This window comes from Streptomyces sp. NPDC045287 (genome assembly GCF_056432325.1).
Map to the genome: position 1 here is coordinate 143,119 of NZ_JBWKJG010000018.1, position 19,575 is coordinate 162,693.

The 19,575-nt window shown below is 71.0% G+C and carries 17 protein-coding genes and 3 pseudogenes; 10 read left to right on the top strand and 10 right to left on the bottom strand.

Annotation, left to right across the window (positions count from 1 at the left end; all coding sequences use genetic code 11):
- Nucleotides 1-91: 91 nt before the first annotated feature.
- The gene (locus AC07D6_RS26850) at nucleotides 92-982 is read left to right on the top strand and encodes a hypothetical protein (RefSeq protein WP_479048498.1); all 891 of its coding nucleotides are present in this window, start codon (nucleotides 92-94) and stop codon (nucleotides 980-982) included.
- A 274-nt stretch (nucleotides 983-1,256) separates the two neighbouring features.
- Nucleotides 1,257-1,583: a hypothetical protein gene (locus AC07D6_RS26855; RefSeq protein WP_479048501.1), complete on the top strand. Its 327-nt coding sequence runs from the start codon at nucleotides 1,257-1,259 to the stop codon at nucleotides 1,581-1,583.
- 9 nt (nucleotides 1,584-1,592) lie between these two features.
- On the opposite strand, the gene AC07D6_RS26860 is transcribed toward AC07D6_RS26855, so the two are convergent.
- Complete coding sequence (locus AC07D6_RS26860; protein WP_479048503.1) at nucleotides 1,593-1,835, bottom strand: hypothetical protein; 243 nt, start codon at nucleotides 1,833-1,835, stop codon at nucleotides 1,593-1,595.
- The gene (locus AC07D6_RS26865) at nucleotides 1,820-2,161 is read right to left on the bottom strand and encodes a regulator (RefSeq protein ID WP_479048505.1); all 342 of its coding nucleotides are present in this window, start codon (nucleotides 2,159-2,161) and stop codon (nucleotides 1,820-1,822) included. Before AC07D6_RS26865 ends, AC07D6_RS26860 begins: the two co-directional genes overlap by 16 nt.
- An 84-nt stretch (nucleotides 2,162-2,245) precedes the next feature.
- Here AC07D6_RS26865 and AC07D6_RS26870 point away from each other — a divergent pair, with 84 nt between their 5' ends.
- Entirely contained in the window at nucleotides 2,246-3,343 is a 1,098-nt protein-coding gene (locus tag AC07D6_RS26870) for an alpha/beta hydrolase family protein (RefSeq protein WP_479048507.1), read from the top strand.
- Between the two features lie 758 nt (nucleotides 3,344-4,101).
- On the opposite strand, the gene AC07D6_RS26875 is transcribed toward AC07D6_RS26870, so the two are convergent.
- Both AC07D6_RS26875 and AC07D6_RS26880 read right to left on the bottom strand, forming a co-directional pair.
- On the bottom strand, nucleotides 4,102-4,470 hold the full coding sequence (locus tag AC07D6_RS26875; RefSeq protein WP_479048509.1) for an MmcQ/YjbR family DNA-binding protein: 369 nt from the start codon (nucleotides 4,468-4,470) through the stop codon (nucleotides 4,102-4,104).
- Nucleotides 4,467-4,862, bottom strand: coding sequence for an MmcQ/YjbR family DNA-binding protein (locus tag AC07D6_RS26880; protein ID WP_479048510.1), 396 nt, complete (start codon nucleotides 4,860-4,862; stop codon nucleotides 4,467-4,469). Before AC07D6_RS26880 ends, AC07D6_RS26875 begins: the two co-directional genes overlap by 4 nt.
- A 128-nt stretch (nucleotides 4,863-4,990) precedes the next feature.
- On the opposite strand from AC07D6_RS26880, the pseudogene AC07D6_RS26885 reads away from it, so the two are divergent.
- A pseudogene (locus AC07D6_RS26885) lies at nucleotides 4,991-5,914 on the top strand (helix-turn-helix domain-containing protein).
- A gap of 30 nt (nucleotides 5,915-5,944) precedes the next feature.
- Here AC07D6_RS26885 and AC07D6_RS26890 read toward each other — a convergent pair.
- The gene (locus tag AC07D6_RS26890) at nucleotides 5,945-6,094 is read right to left on the bottom strand and encodes a hypothetical protein (protein WP_315877441.1); all 150 of its coding nucleotides are present in this window, start codon (nucleotides 6,092-6,094) and stop codon (nucleotides 5,945-5,947) included.
- 734 nt (nucleotides 6,095-6,828) lie between these two features.
- On the opposite strand from AC07D6_RS26890, the gene AC07D6_RS26895 reads away from it, so the two are divergent.
- The gene (locus AC07D6_RS26895; protein WP_479048513.1) at nucleotides 6,829-7,371 is read left to right on the top strand and encodes a class I SAM-dependent DNA methyltransferase; all 543 of its coding nucleotides are present in this window, start codon (nucleotides 6,829-6,831) and stop codon (nucleotides 7,369-7,371) included.
- Between the two features lie 564 nt (nucleotides 7,372-7,935).
- Nucleotides 7,936-8,124, top strand: coding sequence for a hypothetical protein (locus tag AC07D6_RS26900; protein WP_479048515.1), 189 nt, complete (start codon nucleotides 7,936-7,938; stop codon nucleotides 8,122-8,124).
- Nucleotides 8,125-8,879: 755 nt separating this feature from the next.
- Here the strand turns inward: AC07D6_RS26900 and fabG are convergent.
- Entirely contained in the window at nucleotides 8,880-9,674 is a 795-nt protein-coding gene (gene fabG / locus AC07D6_RS26905; RefSeq protein ID WP_479048517.1) for a 3-oxoacyl-ACP reductase FabG, read from the bottom strand.
- A gap of 740 nt (nucleotides 9,675-10,414) precedes the next feature.
- On the opposite strand from fabG, the gene AC07D6_RS26910 reads away from it, so the two are divergent.
- Together AC07D6_RS26910 and AC07D6_RS26915 are read left to right on the top strand one after the other, a co-directional pair.
- Nucleotides 10,415-11,044: a hypothetical protein gene (locus AC07D6_RS26910; RefSeq protein ID WP_479048519.1), complete on the top strand. Its 630-nt coding sequence runs from the start codon at nucleotides 10,415-10,417 to the stop codon at nucleotides 11,042-11,044.
- 516 nt (nucleotides 11,045-11,560) lie between these two features.
- Nucleotides 11,561-12,754, top strand: coding sequence for a cytochrome P450 (locus tag AC07D6_RS26915; protein ID WP_479048521.1), 1,194 nt, complete (start codon nucleotides 11,561-11,563; stop codon nucleotides 12,752-12,754).
- A gap of 792 nt (nucleotides 12,755-13,546) precedes the next feature.
- Here the strand turns inward: AC07D6_RS26915 and AC07D6_RS26920 are convergent.
- From AC07D6_RS26920 to AC07D6_RS26930, 3 genes and pseudogenes are all read right to left on the bottom strand, one after another.
- Complete coding sequence (locus AC07D6_RS26920; RefSeq protein WP_479048523.1) at nucleotides 13,547-13,906, bottom strand: STAS domain-containing protein; 360 nt, start codon at nucleotides 13,904-13,906, stop codon at nucleotides 13,547-13,549.
- Nucleotides 13,903-15,174 (bottom strand): PP2C family protein-serine/threonine phosphatase, encoded by a 1,272-nt coding sequence (locus AC07D6_RS26925; RefSeq protein WP_479048525.1) that lies wholly within the window; start codon nucleotides 15,172-15,174, stop codon nucleotides 13,903-13,905. The genes AC07D6_RS26920 and AC07D6_RS26925 overlap by 4 nt, the downstream gene beginning before the upstream one ends.
- Nucleotides 15,174-15,961 (bottom strand): annotated as a pseudogene (locus tag AC07D6_RS26930) (alpha/beta fold hydrolase). Before AC07D6_RS26930 ends, AC07D6_RS26925 begins: the two are co-directional and overlap by 1 nt.
- Before the next feature lie 606 nt (nucleotides 15,962-16,567).
- Here AC07D6_RS26930 and AC07D6_RS26935 point away from each other — a divergent pair.
- Together AC07D6_RS26935 and AC07D6_RS26940 are read left to right on the top strand one after the other, a co-directional pair.
- Entirely contained in the window at nucleotides 16,568-16,690 is a 123-nt protein-coding gene (locus tag AC07D6_RS26935) for a hypothetical protein (RefSeq protein ID WP_315877432.1), read from the top strand.
- A 559-nt stretch (nucleotides 16,691-17,249) separates the two neighbouring features.
- Complete coding sequence (locus AC07D6_RS26940) at nucleotides 17,250-18,056, top strand: bestrophin-like domain (RefSeq protein ID WP_479048527.1); 807 nt, start codon at nucleotides 17,250-17,252, stop codon at nucleotides 18,054-18,056.
- 99 nt (nucleotides 18,057-18,155) lie between these two features.
- On the opposite strand, the pseudogene AC07D6_RS26945 reads toward AC07D6_RS26940, so the two are convergent.
- Nucleotides 18,156-18,424: pseudogene (locus AC07D6_RS26945) on the bottom strand (transposase family protein); the annotation flags it as partial.
- Nucleotides 18,425-19,575 lie beyond the last annotated feature (1,151 nt).

The window sequence follows — 19,575 nt, forward strand, 5'->3', positions numbered from 1 at the left end:
TCCCGCCCGTTTGCCCCCGGCCACGTACGGCCGCGGATCTGACCGCTTCGACACCTTCAGCTTCCCCGCGTGCGTCAGTAGCCTGTCGCGCGTGTGGACGAGTCGGTGGGACCGCGAACGCCAAGTGAACGAGAACGTCGCCAGGGCGGAGGAGCTGCGCGCGCAGGGGCGTGTGCGGGAGGCCCAGGAGTTCGCGGACCGCGCCATCGCCGCTGCGGAGGCCATCGTCGCGCAGGACCCGGCCGACGCACAGGCCCGCTGGGTGCTGGCCGGACAGTTGTACAACCGCGCCTCCCTGCACAGCGAGCTCAACGACTACGCGGCGGGTGCCGCCGACGCGTGGCGGTCCTTGACCCTTTACGAGCCCCTGGCCGAAAAGTCACCGCAACACCTGCCCACCTGCACGGACGCCAGGGCCCGCCTGGCCTGGATGCTCGCCAACGCCGACCTGGCCAACACGAACATGGGATCTGCCCGCGACCACGCGGCGCAGGCCGTGGCGACCTACGAACGACTCGTGGCGGACACCCCGGCCCTGCGCCCGGACCTGGCCCGCGTGCACTACCTGCACGCCGAGGTGCTGCGCGTCCTGGAGGGCGAGGGATCGCCCGCGTCCGTGGCCGCCTACGCGGCCTGCGTGCGCGAGTACCAGTCCCTCGGCCCGCTCACCGGGAACAGCCTGCGGCTGTGCGCGGACGGCGCCCTGCGCCTGGCTTACGGCTACGCGGCCAACGGCGCGCACACCGACCAGCGGGACGCCGCCCAAGAGGCGATGGACCGCCTTGAGGAACTGCTCAACCAGGGGGTCGGCGCCCACGCCCATTACGCCCGCGCCATCCTCCTGCTCTCCGACGCCCAGGCGGCACTGGGCGACCCGCAGTGGGAACAGTCCTGGGTCGACTTCGAGTACGTCCTCTCCCGGCTACCCGCCCCCCTGCCCGCCGACCTCGCCCCGTTCAAGGAGCAGCTCAAGCCCAGGTGACCCCCGCCTCCGCCCATCCCCGCACCGGCCCGTCCCGCAAGCGCGAGACCAACGTCGACCACAGCCGCTCCGTCCGCCGCGTGCGGTGAGGCGGAGGCCGGTCTGCGGACTGAGCACGACCGCTACGCCACCAACCCCGCCCGGTGCCTCGGCCACGACCTGCCCGCGGCCGCAGCCGTCGTCGCCGTCCACGCCCCCGGCGGCCAGTTCTCACTCGCCTGGTCCGGTGACGCCCGCGCCTGCCTCCTCCACGACGGGCTCGACGGCCCCACGGATGCTCACTGAGGACCACGACGCCCGCCGCGCCTGCGACGGCTACGGGGACCGGGACCTGATCACCGCCTGCCTCGGGGAATCCCGCAACGACGGGGAAACCGAACGGTGGTGGGGCCACCCGGCCACCGAGCACCTGCGCGTCCCGGTCCGGCCGGGGTGGTTGCTGCTGGGCTCCGACGTCGCTCACGAGTCCCACGGGGACACCGGCCACGACCTGGCCCCCTACCTGAGCGGTGACCTGCGCACCGCCGCCGAGCGCCTGGTCGACGACGCCGTCCGGCGCGCCCACGCGCTACCGGACCGTACGCGGACGCCACCGCTCTGATCGCCCGCATCACCTGACCGGGCCGCCAAGGAGCACCCTACGGACACCCCGCCCGCTCCCGCAGGCGACATCCGTGACCAGCACATCGCCGACCTGCGCGCCGCGCTCCAGCGCGCCATCCCCCTTGCTCGCCTTCGCCGTCGGGCGGGAGGCGGCCACCGACCCGCGCCAGTCGGAGCTGCTGGTGACGGCCGCCGAACCGGTCGACGACCCGCCGACCGACATCACCGTGCGCCTCACGATCGGCGGCACGACATGGAAGGGTTCACGGGGACCCGCTCCAGCTCGGATCGGACCAGACCGGGGCTGGTGGCGCGGATCTGTTCGAAGCCGTCGGCGACGGTGTCGCCGAGGACGTCGAGGAAGGAAGGCGGGCGACCCGCCGGAACCAGGTCGGCGAGCGGGCCGGTTCCGACCGGGAGGGAACGCAGGACGCGGCCGCGCCACGGCGCGAACAGCGGCCCGCCACTTTGGGTCACGGCCGTGGTCAGGGCGGCGTGCAGTTCCTGGAGCGGCGCCGGGCGGGGCGCGAACCGGGTACGGGCGAAGTCCTTTGCGGTGAAGTGGACTCGTAGCACCCTCACAGCTCCCCGTCGTGGGCCGGCCTTTCGGTCGGAGCCTGAACCTTCGCGTCGTGACGGCCCCGCCCCAAGGATGTTCGCATGACTTCTCGACGCACTCTTCTGAAAGGCACCCTGTTCGGGAGTGCCGCCGCCCTGCTGCCCACGGCCGCGTCCGCCTCCGGTGGCGGCCCGGTCCTCCGGCTGCCCGCGCCCACCGGCCCGTACCCCGTAGGCGTACGGACGGTCCACCTGACGGACCCGGCCCGTACCGACCCGTGGGTGGGCGGCGTGCGGGAGTTGATGCTGACCGTCCTGTACCCGGCCCGATCGGTACGCGGCTCCTCCCGGGCCCCACAGCTCACCCCGGCCGAGGCCCGGGAGTTCGCCGGCCTCGCGCCCCACGTGCATCCCGGACTGCCGGGGCCGGGGACCGTGGACTGGGGTGCGGTCCTCACCCACGGGTATGTGGGCGCGCCACCGCTGCCCGGGCGGCGGCCGGTGCTGGTGTACTCACCCGGCGGCGGTGACTCCCGCACGCTCGGCACGACTCTCGCCGAGGACCTGGCGAGCCACGGTCGTGTGGTCGTCCTCGTCGACCACCCCGGTGACGCTTCCCCGGTGGAACTGCCGACCGGGCTGCGGACGACCGTCCTGCTCGGGCCGCCGGACCCGGCGACCTTCCGCACGATGGTGGACACCCGGATCGCGGACCTCCGCCTGGTCCTGGACCGGCTCGGTGACCTGCCGCTCGCCCGGGTCATGGACTCCTGCCGGATCGGGTTGTACGGGCACTCCGCAGGCGGCACCGCGGCGGTGTACGCGGCCCATGACGACCGCCGGGTCGGCGCGGTGGCGAACCTGGAGGGCTACCTCGACCTGTACCCGACGCCAGTCGGCTTCGCCCGGCCGCTGCTGCTGTTCCGCACCGACGGATTCGACGGCGCCGCCCGTATCGAGTCGTCCTGGGCGGCCCTTCCCGGCCGCCGCGTGCTGCTTTCCGACGCGAACCACTGGGCGTTCACCGACTACGGCTCGCTCGTCCCTCGGCTCCAGACCGCCGGACTCGTGACAGCGACAGCACGGGCCGCGCTCGTCGGCACCGGCGACCCCGCGCTGACACTCGCTGAGACACGGCGCCGGGTGGGGACCTTCTTCGCCCGCCATCTGTTGCAACGGGACTGTGAGGCGACGGCCTGATCCCGCCGTCGGGTCCCGGCCGCGCCTCGGCGTGCCCTTCGCAGACGTCCGGCTCGCCATGGCGCCGGGCCGGGGTTCGTCCGTACGCCCGCCCGGGTGGGGCGGCGCGGTACGCCGCGCGAGCCGGTGCCGGATGGCCACCGGGGCTGTCCTGGACCGTCCGCGCGCGCCCGCAGGGGCCGGTCGCGGGCCGCCTGGGTGCGCTCCCGCCCGGCTGCTTCGCCGCGGTCACCGGTCTCGTCCGACTGCCGTCCGCCCAGTCCACTGGGCCCCGGCGTCCATCGTCCCGGCCCCACATCTGCGCCGGCGGACGCCCGGCTCTACTGCGTCGTCCCACCCGCTCACCCGTCGTCGCGCCGCGCACCACCGGGGAGCCGCCGCTGCTCGCCGCCTTGTAGATCGGCCGCGGCCTGGCCCGTGGCCCCGGCCGCCGTCCGGTCGACCCTGGCGCCGCTGGCCCGGCCGTGCCGGTCGACGCCGGGATGGCCCCCCACAGGGTGGCGGAGCCGAGGTGCTGCTGGGCGGCCGTGCAGCCCGGCGGGGCGCCCGGGACCAGGGGGTGGTCCTGTCCGACGGCGCCTTCCAGCCGGGTGGGGCGCAGGCGGTTGGCGAGTGGCCGGGCGGGTTCCCCGTCGAAGAGCGGCAGGACCGGTTCCATCGGTCTCTGGGCTGGTGGGAGGCGGACGGGTGCGGGCGTGGCGAACCTGGTACGGAGGCTGACGTGCGAGCTCGGCCGCTGGTGGGGGAGTTCGCGGTACTCATCGGGCACGGGGGCGGTCGCGTCGCGGCAGCCGCGCGACGACCAGGTCGTAGGAGTCCTCGACCGCGTCGGTGACGAGGCGCTTGGTGATGCCGGGTCCCGGCCCGAGTGAGATCCAGTGCCGCTTGTCGAGGTAGCGCCCCGGGGCGATCGAGGCGTAGTCGTGCACCCGCGCGCGGGCGTGTTTGGGTTCGCACTTGACCGTGATGATCTGCTCGTCCTGATCGTCGGTGACGATCAGGAACACCTTGCCCGCGACCTTGTACACGTCGAGCCGGGAGGTGAAGGGGCGTGAGTGGCTGACGTCGGGCAGGGCGAGGGCCGCCCGGCGGGCGGTGTCCTGGAGCCGGTCGCCGGCCGCGCTCACCGGGGCGCCCGCGTGCCGCCGGCGTAGGTGTGCGGGTCGACGGGCCGTTCGGCCTTGGGCAGGTGGGCGACGACGAGCCGGTAGGACTCGGTGACGAGCTCCCTGACCAGCTTCTCGTCGATGCCCTCTCCGTCCTCCAGCGTGATCCAGTGCTTCTTGTTCATGTGGTAGCCGGGGATGATGTGGCTGTGATGTTCCCGCAGGGCGAGGGCCTCGCCGGGGTCCGCCTTGAGGATCACGACGGGGCGCCCGGGTACCTCGGTCATCAGCATGAACACCTTGCCGCGCACCTTGAAGACCTCCCAGTCGTCGCCGAAGGGATGCTCCAGACGGGCTCCGGGAAGCTCTTGCGCGCAGTCGGCGGCGGTCTTCTGCAGGGTCGATCCGTTCATGGGCGTGGGCCTCCTCGGGAAGTGACGGTCCGCGGCGTCGAAAGGCACGGGGGGCGCGCCGCCAACCGCGGCAGCACAGTCCATCCTTGCCCGGAAACAACCGAAAAGGAGCGGTAGGCTGCGGACACCTGATGGTCGACGAGCGACATCCAGCCCCGAATGGCCGGGCCGGACCGGCCGCGGTCCCCTCGTACGGTTTCCAGCCCCCGGTCGGCACTCCCTGCGGGCTGGAGGTGAGCATCGTCGAGGGCTTCTTCACCGAGCACGACGACTGGCCGTGGAACCCGCCCCGTCCGGGCCGGGCCACCTTCCACTACCTCATCGCGGTCACCGAGGGCGTACTGCGGCACGACGTCGACCACGTCACGCAGACCGTCGTCCCCGGCCAGTGGCTGTGGGTGCGCCCCGGACACGCACAGTGCTGGCATCCGCCCGGCACCGCCCGCAGGCCGTTCGTCCTGTTCGAGCCGGACGTGCTGACACCCGGCACCGCCCGCCTGCTGGCCCCGCTCACCGTGCACGGGGCCCCTGCCGTGCTGAGCCCGCCCCCGACGACGCCACCTGGCTCCACCAGACGGCACCGCAGCTCCTGGAGGAGCACCGGGCCCTCGGACGCCGCCCCCTCGACATCCACCACGCACTGCGTCACAGCCTGCTCGAATCGCTGCTGCTGCGCCTCGCCGACGCCCCCGGAACCGCCCTCACCGGCACGACGGCCGACATGGGCCGTGGTGACACCCACAAGCGGTTCGTGGACGCCCTGGAGCTGCACTTTTCCGCGAACTGCACCGGGCTGCGGACTACGCCGAGCTGCTCGGTGCGCATCCTGAACCGCGCCGCCCGGGACGCCACGGGTAAAGGGGCGCGTGAGCTCATCGACGAGCGGCGCCGCCTCGAAGCCCGGCGCCTGCTGGGACACGCCCGGTGGGACACCCGGGCCGTGGCCGCCCACCTCGGCTTCACCGATCCCGCGAACTTCGGTCGCTTCTTCCGCGACCGCACCGGCACCACCGGCCGCCTTCGCCGCCGGGGAGGACACGACCGGTCCGTGAGCGGAGTGCGGTGCCCTGAGTCCCCGGCTCTCAGTCGTTCAGGACGACGACGTGCTTGCCCGGTGTGGCGCCGGACTCGACGTCGGCTTGGGCGTCACGGACCTGTTCCAGGCCGAGGCCGGTGGCGAGGGAGCCGTACGCGATCTGGACGTCTTCGGCAGCGCGCCGACGACGTCCCACGGCAGGCTGGTCCCGAACGGGGTGGCCCGCCCCGCGGGGACGGTCACGTACGGGGCGTAGGCGCCGTCCAACGAGCGGCCCACGCCGCGCCCGTCATGGTCACCACTTGCCGGCCCGGGCGCGGCCCGCTGCCCTCGTCGGCCCGGTCGACCACGCCGACGCCTTCGATGCCGAGGACGTGGGGTTAGGTGGCCTCCGGGTCCGACACTCCTTCTCGAGACGCCCGTTCGCGGCTCGTGGGTCCGCAGCGCCGCCGAGCAGACCGCCGAGGCCGAGCCGGCCCTACCGTGCCCGGCACCGCCGCTGTGCGCGAGGCGGCGGATATCGGGCTCCGGACCGGTCGGTGCCGCGCCGCCGCTCCGGTCGGACGAGGATCGGCACGTTCAGCCGCAACGGCCTACCCGCCGTCCGCGCCGTCTCGTTGCCCCGACTGCACTGCTTGCCGCCCCGGTTGGTCCGTTTGTCGCCGGGTGTTCCCGTGGCCGCTTCGGCCCGGGGCCGCCGCGTCCGTGTCGCTGTCAGCCTGGCGGCGGGGCCGGGACGGGGAACGCCGGCATTCCGATGCTGTCCTTCGGCGGGCGGGCCCCCGCCAACGGGTGAAGGGGGAGAGCACCGCCGGGGGAGGTATCGCTGTGGTCGTCTGTTTCCTGGGTGGTCCGTTCGCTGGACGTGCGATGGAGACGTCCGACGGCCCGGGGGCCGGGGGCTGGCGCCGGGTGTGCCATGGTGAGGGCATGACGTGGAACGGTGAGGAGTACCAGGAGCGGTTCGACCGCATCGCTGCCGAGGGGAAGGACGTTCACGGCGAGGCCGCGCTGGTCCGCTCCTTCGGGCCGACCACGGTCCTGGACGCGGGCTGCGGCACCGGGCGGGTGGCCATCGAACTGGCCCGCCACGGGCTTGCCGTGGTGGGCGTCGACATCGACGAGTCGATGCTCGCCACCGCCCGGCGCCGGGCGCCGGAGATCCCCTGGTACCGGCGCGACCTGGTGGGGCTCGATCTCGGGCAGTGGTTCGACGTCGTGGTGATGGCGGGCAACGTCCCGTTGTTCACCGCGCCGGGAACGCAACCGGCCCTGGTGGCCGGGGTGGCGGGCCACGTCCGGCCGGCCGGGCGCCTCGTCGCCGGGTTCTCCCTGGACCGCGGATACACGCTGGACGACTACGACTCTCACTGCCGTGCGTCGGGCCTCGCCCTCGAAGCCAGGTACGCGACCTGGTCCCGCGACCCCTACACCGGCGGCGCGTACGCCGTTTCCGTGCACCGCAGGCCCTGACCGTCCCCGCGCCCGCGTTCGACAGTCGGGGCACCGGGCGGAAGCACCGGCATGGGCACCGAGGCGTCCGTCCCGCTTCGCCATTGCGGCCGCGCACGGCCCCTGCGACACGCCGATCCTGCGGACGGTGCCCGGGCGCGGATGCCCGCCGTCCCGGGCTCAGGTCAGAGACGGGAGCGGGAAAGGCGCGCCGGCCAGTTCCTCCGACAACGGCCCGGCCGGCTGCCGGCGACGCATCGGCGCACACGCGCGCTGCGGTCAGGTCGTCGAAGAAGAGGTGCGCCTGACGGTGGTCGGTCGACGTGACCGTGACGACGCGGGGGGTCGTCTCCGCTCGTCATCAGGTCCAGCAGCACCCGCTCTGGTCACGGTCGGCGCCGCTGATCGTTTTGGCGCGGGCCTGCTCTGCACCTCGTTCCGGCCGGGCACCGCCGGCCGTCATCGGGCCGTCCTGGCCGGGAGACGGTCCGTACCCCCGGGCCATGGCAGCGCAGGCCGCGTCGCCGACCTGCCCCGCCGGCCGCCTCACCGTCGCGCTTGACGCCCGACACCGTCGGCTTGGCCGTGCTCGTCGACCTGTTCGGCGGCCCCGCCACACCCGGATTTGCCGCCGCGTTCCGCCTGGCCGCCATCGTGTCGCTGCTCGCGCCGTCGGGCCCGCGTCCGGCCGTCGCCCTGCCCCGAGTTGGCGCCGTCCTCGTAGCCGGGCTGGCTGCTTCGGTGCCGTCCGCTGCCCGGCGAGCCCGCTGGTAGCTGACTTCGGTCATGGATCTGCTCCGTGCCGGTCGCGTGGGCCTATGTCGCCGGGGCCGTGCGGGGCCTGTGGGCTGATGGTGGCCTGGGGGAGGAGGAGCTACTGAAGGGAGCGACGTGTTCACGGGCGTGCCGCGCTTTTCTCACCCGCACCCGTACCAGCGGGAAGGAGTCGGGGCGGCATTGCGGGGCGCGCGGGCGGGTCGTCACGTCCGGTCGCGCGAACGCCGTCTCCTGCGGGCCACCGTGCTGACAGGAGTCCACCGCCGCCGACCCCGGTGCCGACCGGCGGCTCGGCGGCCGGCCTGCTTTCGACCCGGTCCCGACTCCGCTGCCCCGCCACTCCGGGATCTTTGCGCAGGTCTCGTCCGTGCCGTCACCGGCTGGCCCGGCCGTAGCCGTGACGACTGAGCCGGCCGCCGGCCACCCCGCCGCCGCGCCCGGTGTCCGGTCATGCCCACCCCGGCCGCGCCGTCACCCGCACCAGCCACGATCGTCACGTTCCGCCGTAACGGTGCGAGTCCGCCCGGAGTCACCGTCTGCCGTCGTTGACCGGTCCCCTCCTGGGCTGCCCCGCGCGGCACCGTGCGGTTGTGTCATGGGCGTGGATCCGGCTTCGACCGATTGGGGGATTGCCCTTCACGAGGCTCTGTGTCCGCAGTGAGGGTGCGGTTTTGGACGTATGCAGGAGTCGGGTCGCGCGTACCTGGCCGAAATGAGGCGGGTCCGAGGGCCGGGCGGTTCTCTGTCCGAGGTCAGGGGCCGGTGGGGACAGCGAAGGCGTCCAGGGACTCGGGGAGGGTTTGGCCGCCGTCGACGGTGAGGGACTGGCCGGTGACGAAGGAGGCTTCGTCGGAGGCGAGGAAGAGCACGGCGTGTGCGACGTCGGCGGTCCCACCGAGCCGCCCCAGTGGGATGGAATCGGTCATCCGGCGCAGGTAGTCCGGCCCGAGACCGGTCAGCCCTTCGGTGTACACGTTTCCGGGCAGGACGGCATTGACCGTGATGCCGTATGGCGCCAGCTCCAGAGCCGCGCTGCGGAGGAAACCCAACTGTCCTGCCTTGCTGGCTCCGTAGTGAGACCACCCTGCGTAGCCGGTTGTCGGGCCGGTGATCGAGGAGGTCAGAACGATCCGGCCGCGTCCGGCCCGTTCCATCGCGGGCAGACAGGCCCGCACTGACAGGATGGAGCCCCGGAGGTTGACGTCCAAGACCTCGTCCACGTCCTCGGCGGTCAGCTCGCGCAGCGGACGTTCCGGGAAGATCCCGGCGTTGACGCACAGCACATCGATCCCGCCGTGCTGCCGTTCGGCTTCGGCCGCCATCTCCTCGATGTCTCCGGGCCGTCGCACATCCACGCCCATGCCCGCGACCCGCCCGCCGGTGACCTGGGCGAGACCGTCCGCCACCTCGCGGGCCCTCTCCTCGCTCCGGCCCGTGAGCAACACGGCGGCGCCCTGCCGGGCGAAGAGTTCGGCGATACCGAGTCCGATCCCCCGTGTACCTCCGGTCACGATGACGGACCGGTCCTTCCAGCGCGTGAACGTCATGCCGTCTGCTCCCTTCCCTGCCGTTCCTCCATTGCCGGGAAAACCCGGTCGCTGTCCTGATCACGCTAACGACAGACCCGGATGGGGCGGCGAAGACCGGCCAGCACGTGAACACGCAGCGCAGGTCCGACAACGAGGAGGAGATGTTCCAGCGCTGCACAGGTGACCGTCACGTCGCCGCCCGAGCCCCCGGCGGCTCAGAGCCGCGCCGTCCCGGCGCGCGAGAACCTGGCGAAGATGCCCGAGTCCGCGCCACTGATCGGCTTCGGCGCGGGAAAGAAAGAGGTCTCCGTCGATTCCCCGCACGTCCTGGTCACTGCCGGTACCGGCGGCGACAAGCCGGTGGTCCTTTGCTCCATCGTCTGCCGGATGCTCCCCTGCTCCGCGCCGAGAACACCTGGTTTGTCGTCGGGTGACGTCTGTGGGTTTCGGCAGCACTTCAAGCCTCGCTGTGCGAGCATCGAAGCGCTCCATCGGGCGAGGCGAGGGCAGGTACGGCCCCGGCAGTCTCAAAGTGGCGTGCGGTGCGCGGGCCGGATCGCCGCGGTGACGCAGGCGCGGGTCGTCGCTCGTCCCGCCGCACCGTGAAGCCGCCGCAGTGAAGGGGTCCCTCCATGACTCACGTGCACCATCCTGTATGCGCGCGATGCGGGGAACACCGATACGGCCGCCGTTACGAGTTCCGCATCGGCGTGCCGAAGGCGATGACGAACATGGTGGGTAACCCCTATCAGAACACGATGATCAGGTATGAAGTCCTCGGCACGGAGTCCGCGTTCCTGTGTGACCGATGCGCCTGCCGCCACGTCTCTGTCCGGGGCCCCCTGCCCCTGCTGGCGTGCCTGGCCATCGAGGCGGTGCTGTTCGCGGGGCTGCCCTTCCGCGACGTCCAGCTGCCACAGCCCGTACTGCTGATCCTCGTCCTGGTCCTGTTGGCGCTCTCCTCCTACGCGAGCAGGGAGACATGGCGCGCGCTCAAGCTGATCTGCGTCAACTGGCGGGAGGGATGGGAGTTGGCCTGGACGCTGGTCTCCTCGGTGCTCTTGGTGATTGCCCACCTCGTGGGCCCGGTGATGATGGGTTTCATCGTCGGTGACCTGGACGAACCAGGCCAGCATTCCGTGCTCGACAAGTACCCGGCGACCGCCCGCGGAGCCACGTTCGCGGCGGTCGTCTTCGGTGGTACCGCGAGCCTCCACCTACTCCTGCTGGCCACGTGCTGGTTCGGTCGACGAGACTCTCTGGAGAGACTGGCCTGGAAACACCGCAGGAACACCCTGCGCCGCACATGGCCCGGGCTGCGCGGCTTCAGCAGCGTCGAATACAAGGCACTGACCCTGTCCGGCACCGGCACCGGTGATCGACCGTAGACCTGCCCGCGCACCGGTGCCGACGTCGGTGCGCGAGCGGGTCCGGCATTCCACGGCCTGAGGTCCCTCCGCTTTTGGCTGGTTCCGGTAGCTCACCCGGTTCTGCCGTGGAAGTACCGTTAGGGCGCCCCTGCGGCGAGCCGCCGGGGTGGTGTATCACGCGGCACGGCCCAAGAGCACCGACCGACAAGGAGGACCATGATGTCGTGGGTGACCAGCAGCCTTCGGGCGCTCAGCGGTGAGATGCGTGCACGGTGGCACGGGTATTTCGTCGGTTACGGACAGCGGGACTAACCCTGGGCAGCCGGACCGGGCGCAACCCCGACCGACAAGGAGGTCAGCCGCGATGTCATGGATCATAAGGAGCCTTCGGGCGCTCAGCGGTGAGGCGCGTGCGCGCCGCAACCAGTACGGCGACAGGTACGGGCACAACGCCTGACATCCCCTCCGCAAAGGAATGGGACGAGCGGCTGGACCGCCGGGTGTCCCGTCCTCCGTCAGATGGGCGGACGCCCCATGTTCCTTGACAGGAAGAGTCTGTGGCCGCATCTGCGGCGGTGGGAGGAGCAGGCCGCGGACCGCGACGGTCCGTTCAGGCTCCGCTTCGGCACCCTCTTCGTGGCCGACGCCGACGCGGCCCGAGGCGTCCTGGTCGACTCGGCCGACGACTACCTGTCCCAGTCAGGGTTCTTCCGCCTCGGGCCGCAGTCCCTACCCGAGGCGGTACGGAGGGAAGCCTCCCGCGAACTGCTCGGGGTCCTGGCCCGGCACGACCTCGCGTCGTCGTTCGACCTCGACTCCGCCCTCGGTGAGGTGAGCGACGGCCGCGGTCGCCTGCGGCACCACCGTTGGGGCGTCGAACTGGTTCGGCGGTACTTCGCCCCGGTCATCGCGCACCGGCGTCACACCGAAATCAACGCCCTCGTCGACGCCTACGTGACGTCGAGCGTCGTCGCCGACGACATCGTCGGCCATGTGTTGAGGCGCTCGCACCGTACGGTACCCGCCATCCGGGCCGGGCTCGCCGAACAGCTCGACCGGCTGCCGGCGCGGGAAAGCGGCGCGCAGGACCTGGTCGACCTGGTGCTGGGCCTGCCCGGAGAGCTGTCCCCGGCCGATCGCGCGCAGTTGCTGCAACGCCTCGTCTTGTCCACGGTGGGCTTCACCGGCGTGACCCTCGAATGGGTGGTGATGCTCGGCATCCAACACGGCTACGACACCCCGGTGGTGCGGCAGGAGCAGGTCCATCGGCTGGTCAGGGAGGCGCTGCGCCTGTATCCGACCGCCTGGCGCCTGATCAGGGTGGCCGCCACCGACCACGATGTAGCCGGCTCCCGGGTCCGTGAGGGCGAGCACGTCCTGATCGGCACGCACGCGATCCACCGGTCGGAGGCCGTGTGGGACAGGCCCCTGGACTTCCGTCCCTCGCGATGGGAGCGACTGACCGACGACCAGCGGCGCTCCTACCTCCCCTTCGGCAAAGGCGAGGGCATGTGCCCGGCGAACGGCTTCGCCGTCAAGGCCCTCGAACACCTCGGCCACCTCATCCTTCACGGTTACCGGGGACACGTGCGGTTGCGTACCCGCAAGCCCCACGTCCGCACGCTCCTGGCCCCACCTGCCGGCTGGACCCGCCTCACCCCCGCCCCGGCACCCGATCGCCCCTCTCGGCTCGTGTTCGACACAGAGGCGCGCTTCCGCCGAGATTAGAGGCGCCGACGACTGGGGGCTCATGGAGGATGAACCGTCCGACACGCCAAGACGGATGTGCAGCGCATCAGGAAGGTGACGAAGACCTGTCCCGTCTGTGAGCGCGAATTGTTCGGGCGCACAGCTGACGGCACTACTGGCGGGCAGTCCCTCTCCGCAGGTCAGCACGTTCTGAGCGTCCGGTGGCCGGCGCCCTCGCCGTCCGCCCTCGGGCCGTCTCCCGCTCGGCGTCCCGACGTCGGCCCGGCGGACCCGTACGGTGTGGTGGTCCGAGTTGGCCGGTCGCGACGCTCCCTGCCGCCGGAGCCGTGCGTCGCCTGCGGACTGCTGGTGGTCCGGGGCGCGGAGAAGCTGCTGCAAGGGGTGACGTGCTCGCGGGTCTGCCGGATGTTCCTCACGCGTACCGGTAACGGCGATGCGGGGGTCGGGATGACGCTGCGGGGCCTTGCGGTCGACCGGTCACGACGGGGCTCGCGGACGCGGTGTGCTGAGGGGCGCCGTGCCGACAGAAGGCGTACCACCACCGCCGCCGCGCCGCCCGGCCCCACGACGACCGGCGCACTCAGCCATAACGGCGGGGGAGGGGCAGCCCTTCCCCCCGGTCCCGCCGACGTGGTTCGTCCTGTTCAGGTGTGACGGCAGCGAAGCCTGAGTACCTCTCATCCGGGTCGGCGACCGCGAGCGGGGTGTGGCATGGGAAGTCGTTGCCGGGGCGGTGGCCAGCGCCGGGGCGAGTGTCGACGGGCGGTGCCGCAGCCCTTCGGGTGCTACCGCGTGCTGGCCTTCACCGGGTTAGCCGGCCATGGGGTGTCCGGCGGCTTCGGCGTCCTGGGCGGTGGGATGGGTGGGGAAGACCTGGTCCAGGCCGACGATGCGGAAGATCCGGCCGACGCGGTCGGGTACCGCGGTCAGGGCGATGAGCGCGCCGGTTGCCAGGGCGTGGTTGCGGGCGGCGATCAGTACGGTGATGCCGCTGGAGTCGCAGAAGGTGAGGCCGCCAAGGTCGAGAACGAGTTGCTGGCCTGGGCGCAGGTCGACGTCGGGTAGCGCGGCGCGGACCTCCGGCGCGGTGTGGTGGTCCAATTCCCCCATTAGTTCGATGACCGCTCCTCTGGGGGTGGTGCGGGTCTGGAGGGTCAGGTGCTTGGTCACTGATGCTCTTCGCTGGAGGGTCGGGGCACGTGGATGGCGAGGACAGCGGTGTCGTCGTCCACGCCGGTGCCGAAGGTGTCGAGCAGGTCGCGAACCGCGCTGATGGTGTCTGATGCGGTGGTGGGGGCGAGGGCGCGGCCGAAGTCGAGGAGGGCGTCGTCGCCGTAGCGTTCTCCGCCGCCTGCGGTGGCGTTGGTGTGAGCTTCGGTGAGGCCGTCGGTGTGCAGGAGCAGGGTGTCACCTGGGGCGAGGTGGACGGTGGTGGTGGCGATGTGGGCGTCGGGCAGGACGCCGATGAGCTGTCCGCCGGGGGTGGGCAGAAAGTCGGCGGTGTCGTCGGCGCGCATCAGCAGGGCTGGCGGGTGTCCGCCGCTGGCCAGGGTGATGTGGAAGCCGCCCCGGTCGGGGTCGGGGGTGAGCAGGCCGAAGATGACGGTGCAGAAGCGGGGGTCGGTGCCGCTGTACTCGTGGTTCAGGACCGTGTTGAGGTTGCCGAGGACGGCGGCGGGGTCGGGGTCGTAGACGGCGGCGGCGCGCAGGGTGTAGCGGGCCAGTGAGGTGATGGCTGCGGCGGGGGCGCCCTTGCCGCACACGTCACCCAGGAAGAGGCCCCAGCTGCCGGCTGTCAGGGGGAAGAGGTCGTAGAAGTCGCCGCCGACCTCGTCTACGGAAGCGATGTGGTAGTACGCGGCTACCTCTAGGCCGGGGACGTCCGGCAGCGCGGGCGGCAGGAGGGTCTTCTGCAGGGTGGTGGCCAGGATCTGGAGGCGGTCGCGTTCCCGGTCGGCTTCCTGGCGGGCGCGCAGCAGCTCGGTTTCGTAGGCGCGGCGGTCGCGGGCGTCGAAGACGGTGGTGCGGATGAGCAGTGGCTGCCCGTCACTGCCGGATTTCACCGTCGAGGTGACCAGGACGGGCAGCCGGGTGCCGTCGGCGGCCTTCAGTTCCAGGGCGATGCCGCTGATCTCGCCCTGCATCCGCAGCAGCGGGGCGAAGTGGGTCTCGTGGTAGAGCTGGCCGCCGACCGTGAGCAGGTCGGAGAAGTGCTTGCGGCCGACCAGGTCGTCGCGCCGGTAGCCGAGCCAGTTCAGCAGGGTGGCGTTGATCTTCACGATCCGGCCGTCCAGCTGGGTGGACAGGTAGCCGCAGGGCGCGTGCTCGTACAGGTCCTCGGCGCTGTCCTCCAGCAGCGCGGAGAACTGCCCCTGTTCCTCCGCCGGCCCCTCGTCTCCCTTCGGGCCGCCGTCCTCTTCGCCGTTGGTCTTGCACATCACTGGAGGATTCCTGCGAAGGTGGCGGCGGTCTCCTCGGGGGCGGCGAGCTGAGGACGGTGTCCCGTGGCATCCAGCGTGACCAGCCGGCTCCCCGGGATCTGCGCATGGATGAACGCACCCACCTCCGGCGGGGTGATCGCGTCGCTGGGGCACTGGGCGACCAGCGTGGGCATCGCCACGTTGGCGAGGTCGGTGTGGTTGTCGGACAGGAACGTCACCCGGGCAATCTCCGGATCGGTGCAGCAGAAGCTGTTGGTCAGCTCCTCACCCAGCTCTGGCCGCTGTGGGTTTCCCGTGTTGACTGGGGCCATCGCGCCCGACCAGCCCGGATAATTCGCCTCCAGCGACCCCAGCAGCTCCTCGATGTCCGTGGCACTGGACCTGCTCCGGTAACCGACCTCCAGATCGTGGGTGAAATACGACGGAGGGGTGATCAGTATCAGCCCGGCGAATGCCTCGGGCTCTCGCGCGGCGGCCGGTTCACTCATTGTGGCGCCCACCAAATGTCCCACGAACGTGACGGGCCCAGCGCCGGCTCCCGGCACAGCTCAAGCATATCGACAGCTTACCCGCCCAGCATCGAATAGCGGTCCCGGCTCCACGCCGACAGATCGGGGTTTCCCGAGCCCACGTGATCGGAGAGGACCACGGTGAGGTCGCGTTCCAGTGCCGGCGCCACCAGCCGCCACATGTTCTGATCCCACCCGGACCCGTGTGCCAGCATCACCATCGGTCCGCCGGGCCGTCCGGCCACCGTCACATGGTTCATGCTTCGCGCATCCATGTGGCCCATCTTCGCAGACAGATCCCACGACCCGGCTCTGGCCGTCTTGCTCAACTTTTGAGGGGCAACATCCCGACCAACCTTCGGTGGGATCGCTCGGTCTCCGCTGCGAGAGGTCACCTTTGTTGAACACGATGAGGTCACGGCCGGCAGCTTTTCCAGGGTCGCCGTCACACGCGGGCCGAAAGCCCAACCCGCAGAAGGTGCGCGGTGGGATCAGCCCACCCCACCTCCAGGGGCACCTCGTGGTGAGCACCGCCGACGAGCCGGAACAAACCCCCTCCGCAGCCCCCTCCATCACCCTTTCCGCGCCCCATCGCCAGGAATCAGACGTTTTCACAGGTCAGGCCAGATGTTTGGGGGCCGGCGCAGGTCCATCAGCACATGTCCGAAAGTGTCCTGTTCGCAGGAAGAAATCGTCGGAGCCTCGGTGGAGGGGATCGCTGCGAGCGCTGGGGACTTTTCAGAGGGCGACGCCCGATCAGTTGTGGAAGCTGACCCGCCCGGACGACCGGCACGACGAGCTCACGCGGGACAACCTCTGGATCTCCAGGACCACCACCTCGCCAGGATCGGGACCGTCCGGACGACCAGCGGCAGGTGCGGGTGCTCACCACCCGAGGGCAGCGTGAGACGAAGAAGCTGCTGCAGCCAAAGGGCATACGGGTCTCGGCGCTGCGCAAGGAGGAGTACGACCCGGTCGCCGGTGAGCTGCTTGGCACCGGCTGAGACGACCACGCCGCGGCGGTCACCTCGACGGCCGCCGAACTCCACCGCACCGGGATCGGACACCCGCTGGCCTTTCAGACGGAAATCGGCTCGGCGAACGCCTGCCCCGGCGGACTCGGCCAACTTTCCCGGCTGAGCCAACCGTCGCGGCTCAACGCTGCGCCGTCTCGGCCGCCCCTGCCCGCTCGGCGCCGCCCATCCCTCGGCTGCAGGCCGACCGGGCCACGCTGAGCCGCCTGCCGCGTCGACCCTGCCACCCCGGCCGCCTTCCGTACCGGCTTCGTGGAGTGACCACCCAAGCAGCCCCGCTCGGGTCTCCTTGGGTGGGGCGCCCCTTGTAAACCGCTCAGACTGCCGTATAGCGGCTTTCGTGCGCCGGGCGCTTCGCAGGGACATGACCGCGCGGACTGCCAACGGGCTGCCCGCGTGACCACCCGAATGGCCGCCTTTGCCGTGCCGAGGTGGCGGGCCCTCGAAACCATTGTCTGCAGCGCCGCAAGTTCGCCTCGTTGAGTCCTTTCCGGCGGGCTTTCGAAGGCCGCCCTTGGAGGGAGAGACCGTGATCGTCACGATTGTTGTGGCCGTCGGCGCTGTACTGGCCGGAGTATTCGGTCGCCGCCTCTTGCGACGCCAACTGGAATCCCTGAAAACGCCGACCCTGACCGTACGGGACTTCGTCCTGCCCTTGCAGGCCCTGACCGTCTTCGTACTCGCCTTCGTCTTGGTGATGGCATCGAATTCCAACGGTCGGGCCGAGGAAGCAGTACGCAAGGAAGCCAAAGCTCTGGGCCACATGTACGACGTGGCCGACTTCGCTCCGGCACCACAGCGTCAGAGGCTGCAAGCGGACATCCTCTGTTACGTGCGCTCCGTGCGGTCATCGGAATGGCCTGCGATGGCCCGCGGCCACGGCTCCGCCGGCCCGGCCCACTGGGCCTCTGACTTCCACACGGCGTTGAAGGACATGGGCACCGACGCAGCTCCCTTCGCCATGCTGCTGGCTGCCGATAAGGAGCGTGACCAGTACCGGCAAACTCGGGTGGCGGAATCCACGCCTGCTATCCCCAGCGCCGTCTACTGGGTCATGCTCGCTGCGTTGGCCGTCCTCATCTTCGTCTTCGGGCTGTGCCTGCCCCAGACGAAGAGCGGGACTGTCACTGCCACCCTGATCGTGACGACCGCCCTGCTTACCAGCGTCCTGCTCGTCATCCGTGACGTAGAACGTCCCTTCAGCGGCGTGATCCGGATCAGCTCCGGTGTCATGACAGCGGTCGAAGACGACTTGACCGAGAACTTCACCGCTGCCTACGGCGAGAACCGCCTGCCCTGCGACAGCCAGGGCAATCCTCACCGCGCCGCCCGGTGAGCGACTCTGTCGGCGACCTTGAGACTCGGGTGCATTTGCCTTGCTGCCACCAGCACTCCTAGGGCAGACCTCTTGAGTCGAGGTGGTGAGGCTTTTCCGTCATCGGTTCGAGTAGGCCAAATGCAGGGCGAGGACGGCCTGGACGGGGCAGGTGATTCGGGTGGGCGAGCACCGGTGTTTGCGAAGGGGCCGCCAGGACGTGAGGGTGGCCAGGGCCTGCTCGACGAGGGCGCGGATCTTCGCGTGGGACCGGTTCACGGTCTGCTGACCGGTGGACAGGGTCCCCCAACGTCTCGGCACGGGGTGAGGACCGTGCCGTCGCTGCCCCGGTAGCCCTTGCCGGCCCAGCACGTGATGTCGGCCTTGGTGCGGGGCGTCGCCGGCTCTGCCCGTGCCGTCCACGACGTCGGGGCCGCCCGGGAGCACGGCATCATCGACGCCCTCGCGGCGGTCGGCACCACGTGCTGGGCGTACATCAGGCCACGGCTACGAGGCACGTGGGTGGTGTCGGCGACGGCCCACGCCTCCTGCTGCGCCGTCGCGGCGGTCCGCGCCGCGGTGGCCGCCCTGGTGGCCTGCTCCTTTGCCTTGGCGACCAGGGAGGCCACGTGTGAGCGGATGCTGGCGAGGTCCGCCTCGCCGCCGCCCGCGAGGCACCAGCGCTTGAGGTAGCGGCTGGTCACCGTCGCCGATTGCCGGAGGGCGTGCGCGGACTCGCAGTCGGAGTGCTCGTCGGGCGCGGCGGTGAGGTGGTCGGCCAGCAGCAGCGCGCCGAACTCACCGACCGGCCGCGCCGGCTCCGGCCCGTCCGCGTGGAACTGGGCGAGCTTGGCCTCGTCGTCCTTGCTGCCCTGTTCCCGCCAGACCGGCTCCACGTAGTGGGCGGCCCTGGTGAGGGCCCGACGCCGCGCTCACCGACGTCAGCGGTGCGGGGAAACGTTTCAACGTGATCCCGAGAGCCTCGCCCAGCTGATCGGGCCGCGCACCCTCGCCTGGACCGGCGCACACCATGATCGGCGCCGACGGCAGTCGAAATCGGCGGGTTCGTCGCATCTTCCAGAGGGCGAGCCGCGAACCCGCAGCTGTGTGCGTCTACCGCCTGCAAGCGGGTGGGGGATCACCGGCTGCAACCGGTCGTGAGGACAAGGCGAGGGGTGGCGGGCGGGACTGTTCTCCACAGGGTGACGTCAAAGGCGCGCCGCGGCTTTCACCCTGGCGTTTCCGCGAAACATTGACACGGCCCAGTGAAATTCCTATCAGATAAGCGCACTTCTGTTGCGGGTAATCGCGGCACGGATGGGTCGAACGGCATCTCCCGTGGTCGTCGAGGCTGCGGCTGCGGGTGCATGGAGCTGGTGAAAGGCGTGTAGTGGGACGCCTCTTGAGTAATTTCGATGACCAATGGCCGCGTGGTGTCGCGTTACGTTTTTTCATGGGGTGCGCGGTCAGGAATCCGGCGCTATCCGATTGATGCACTGCCCTCTTGACCCGCCCGGTCACCACCTCCACTGTTGCTTGA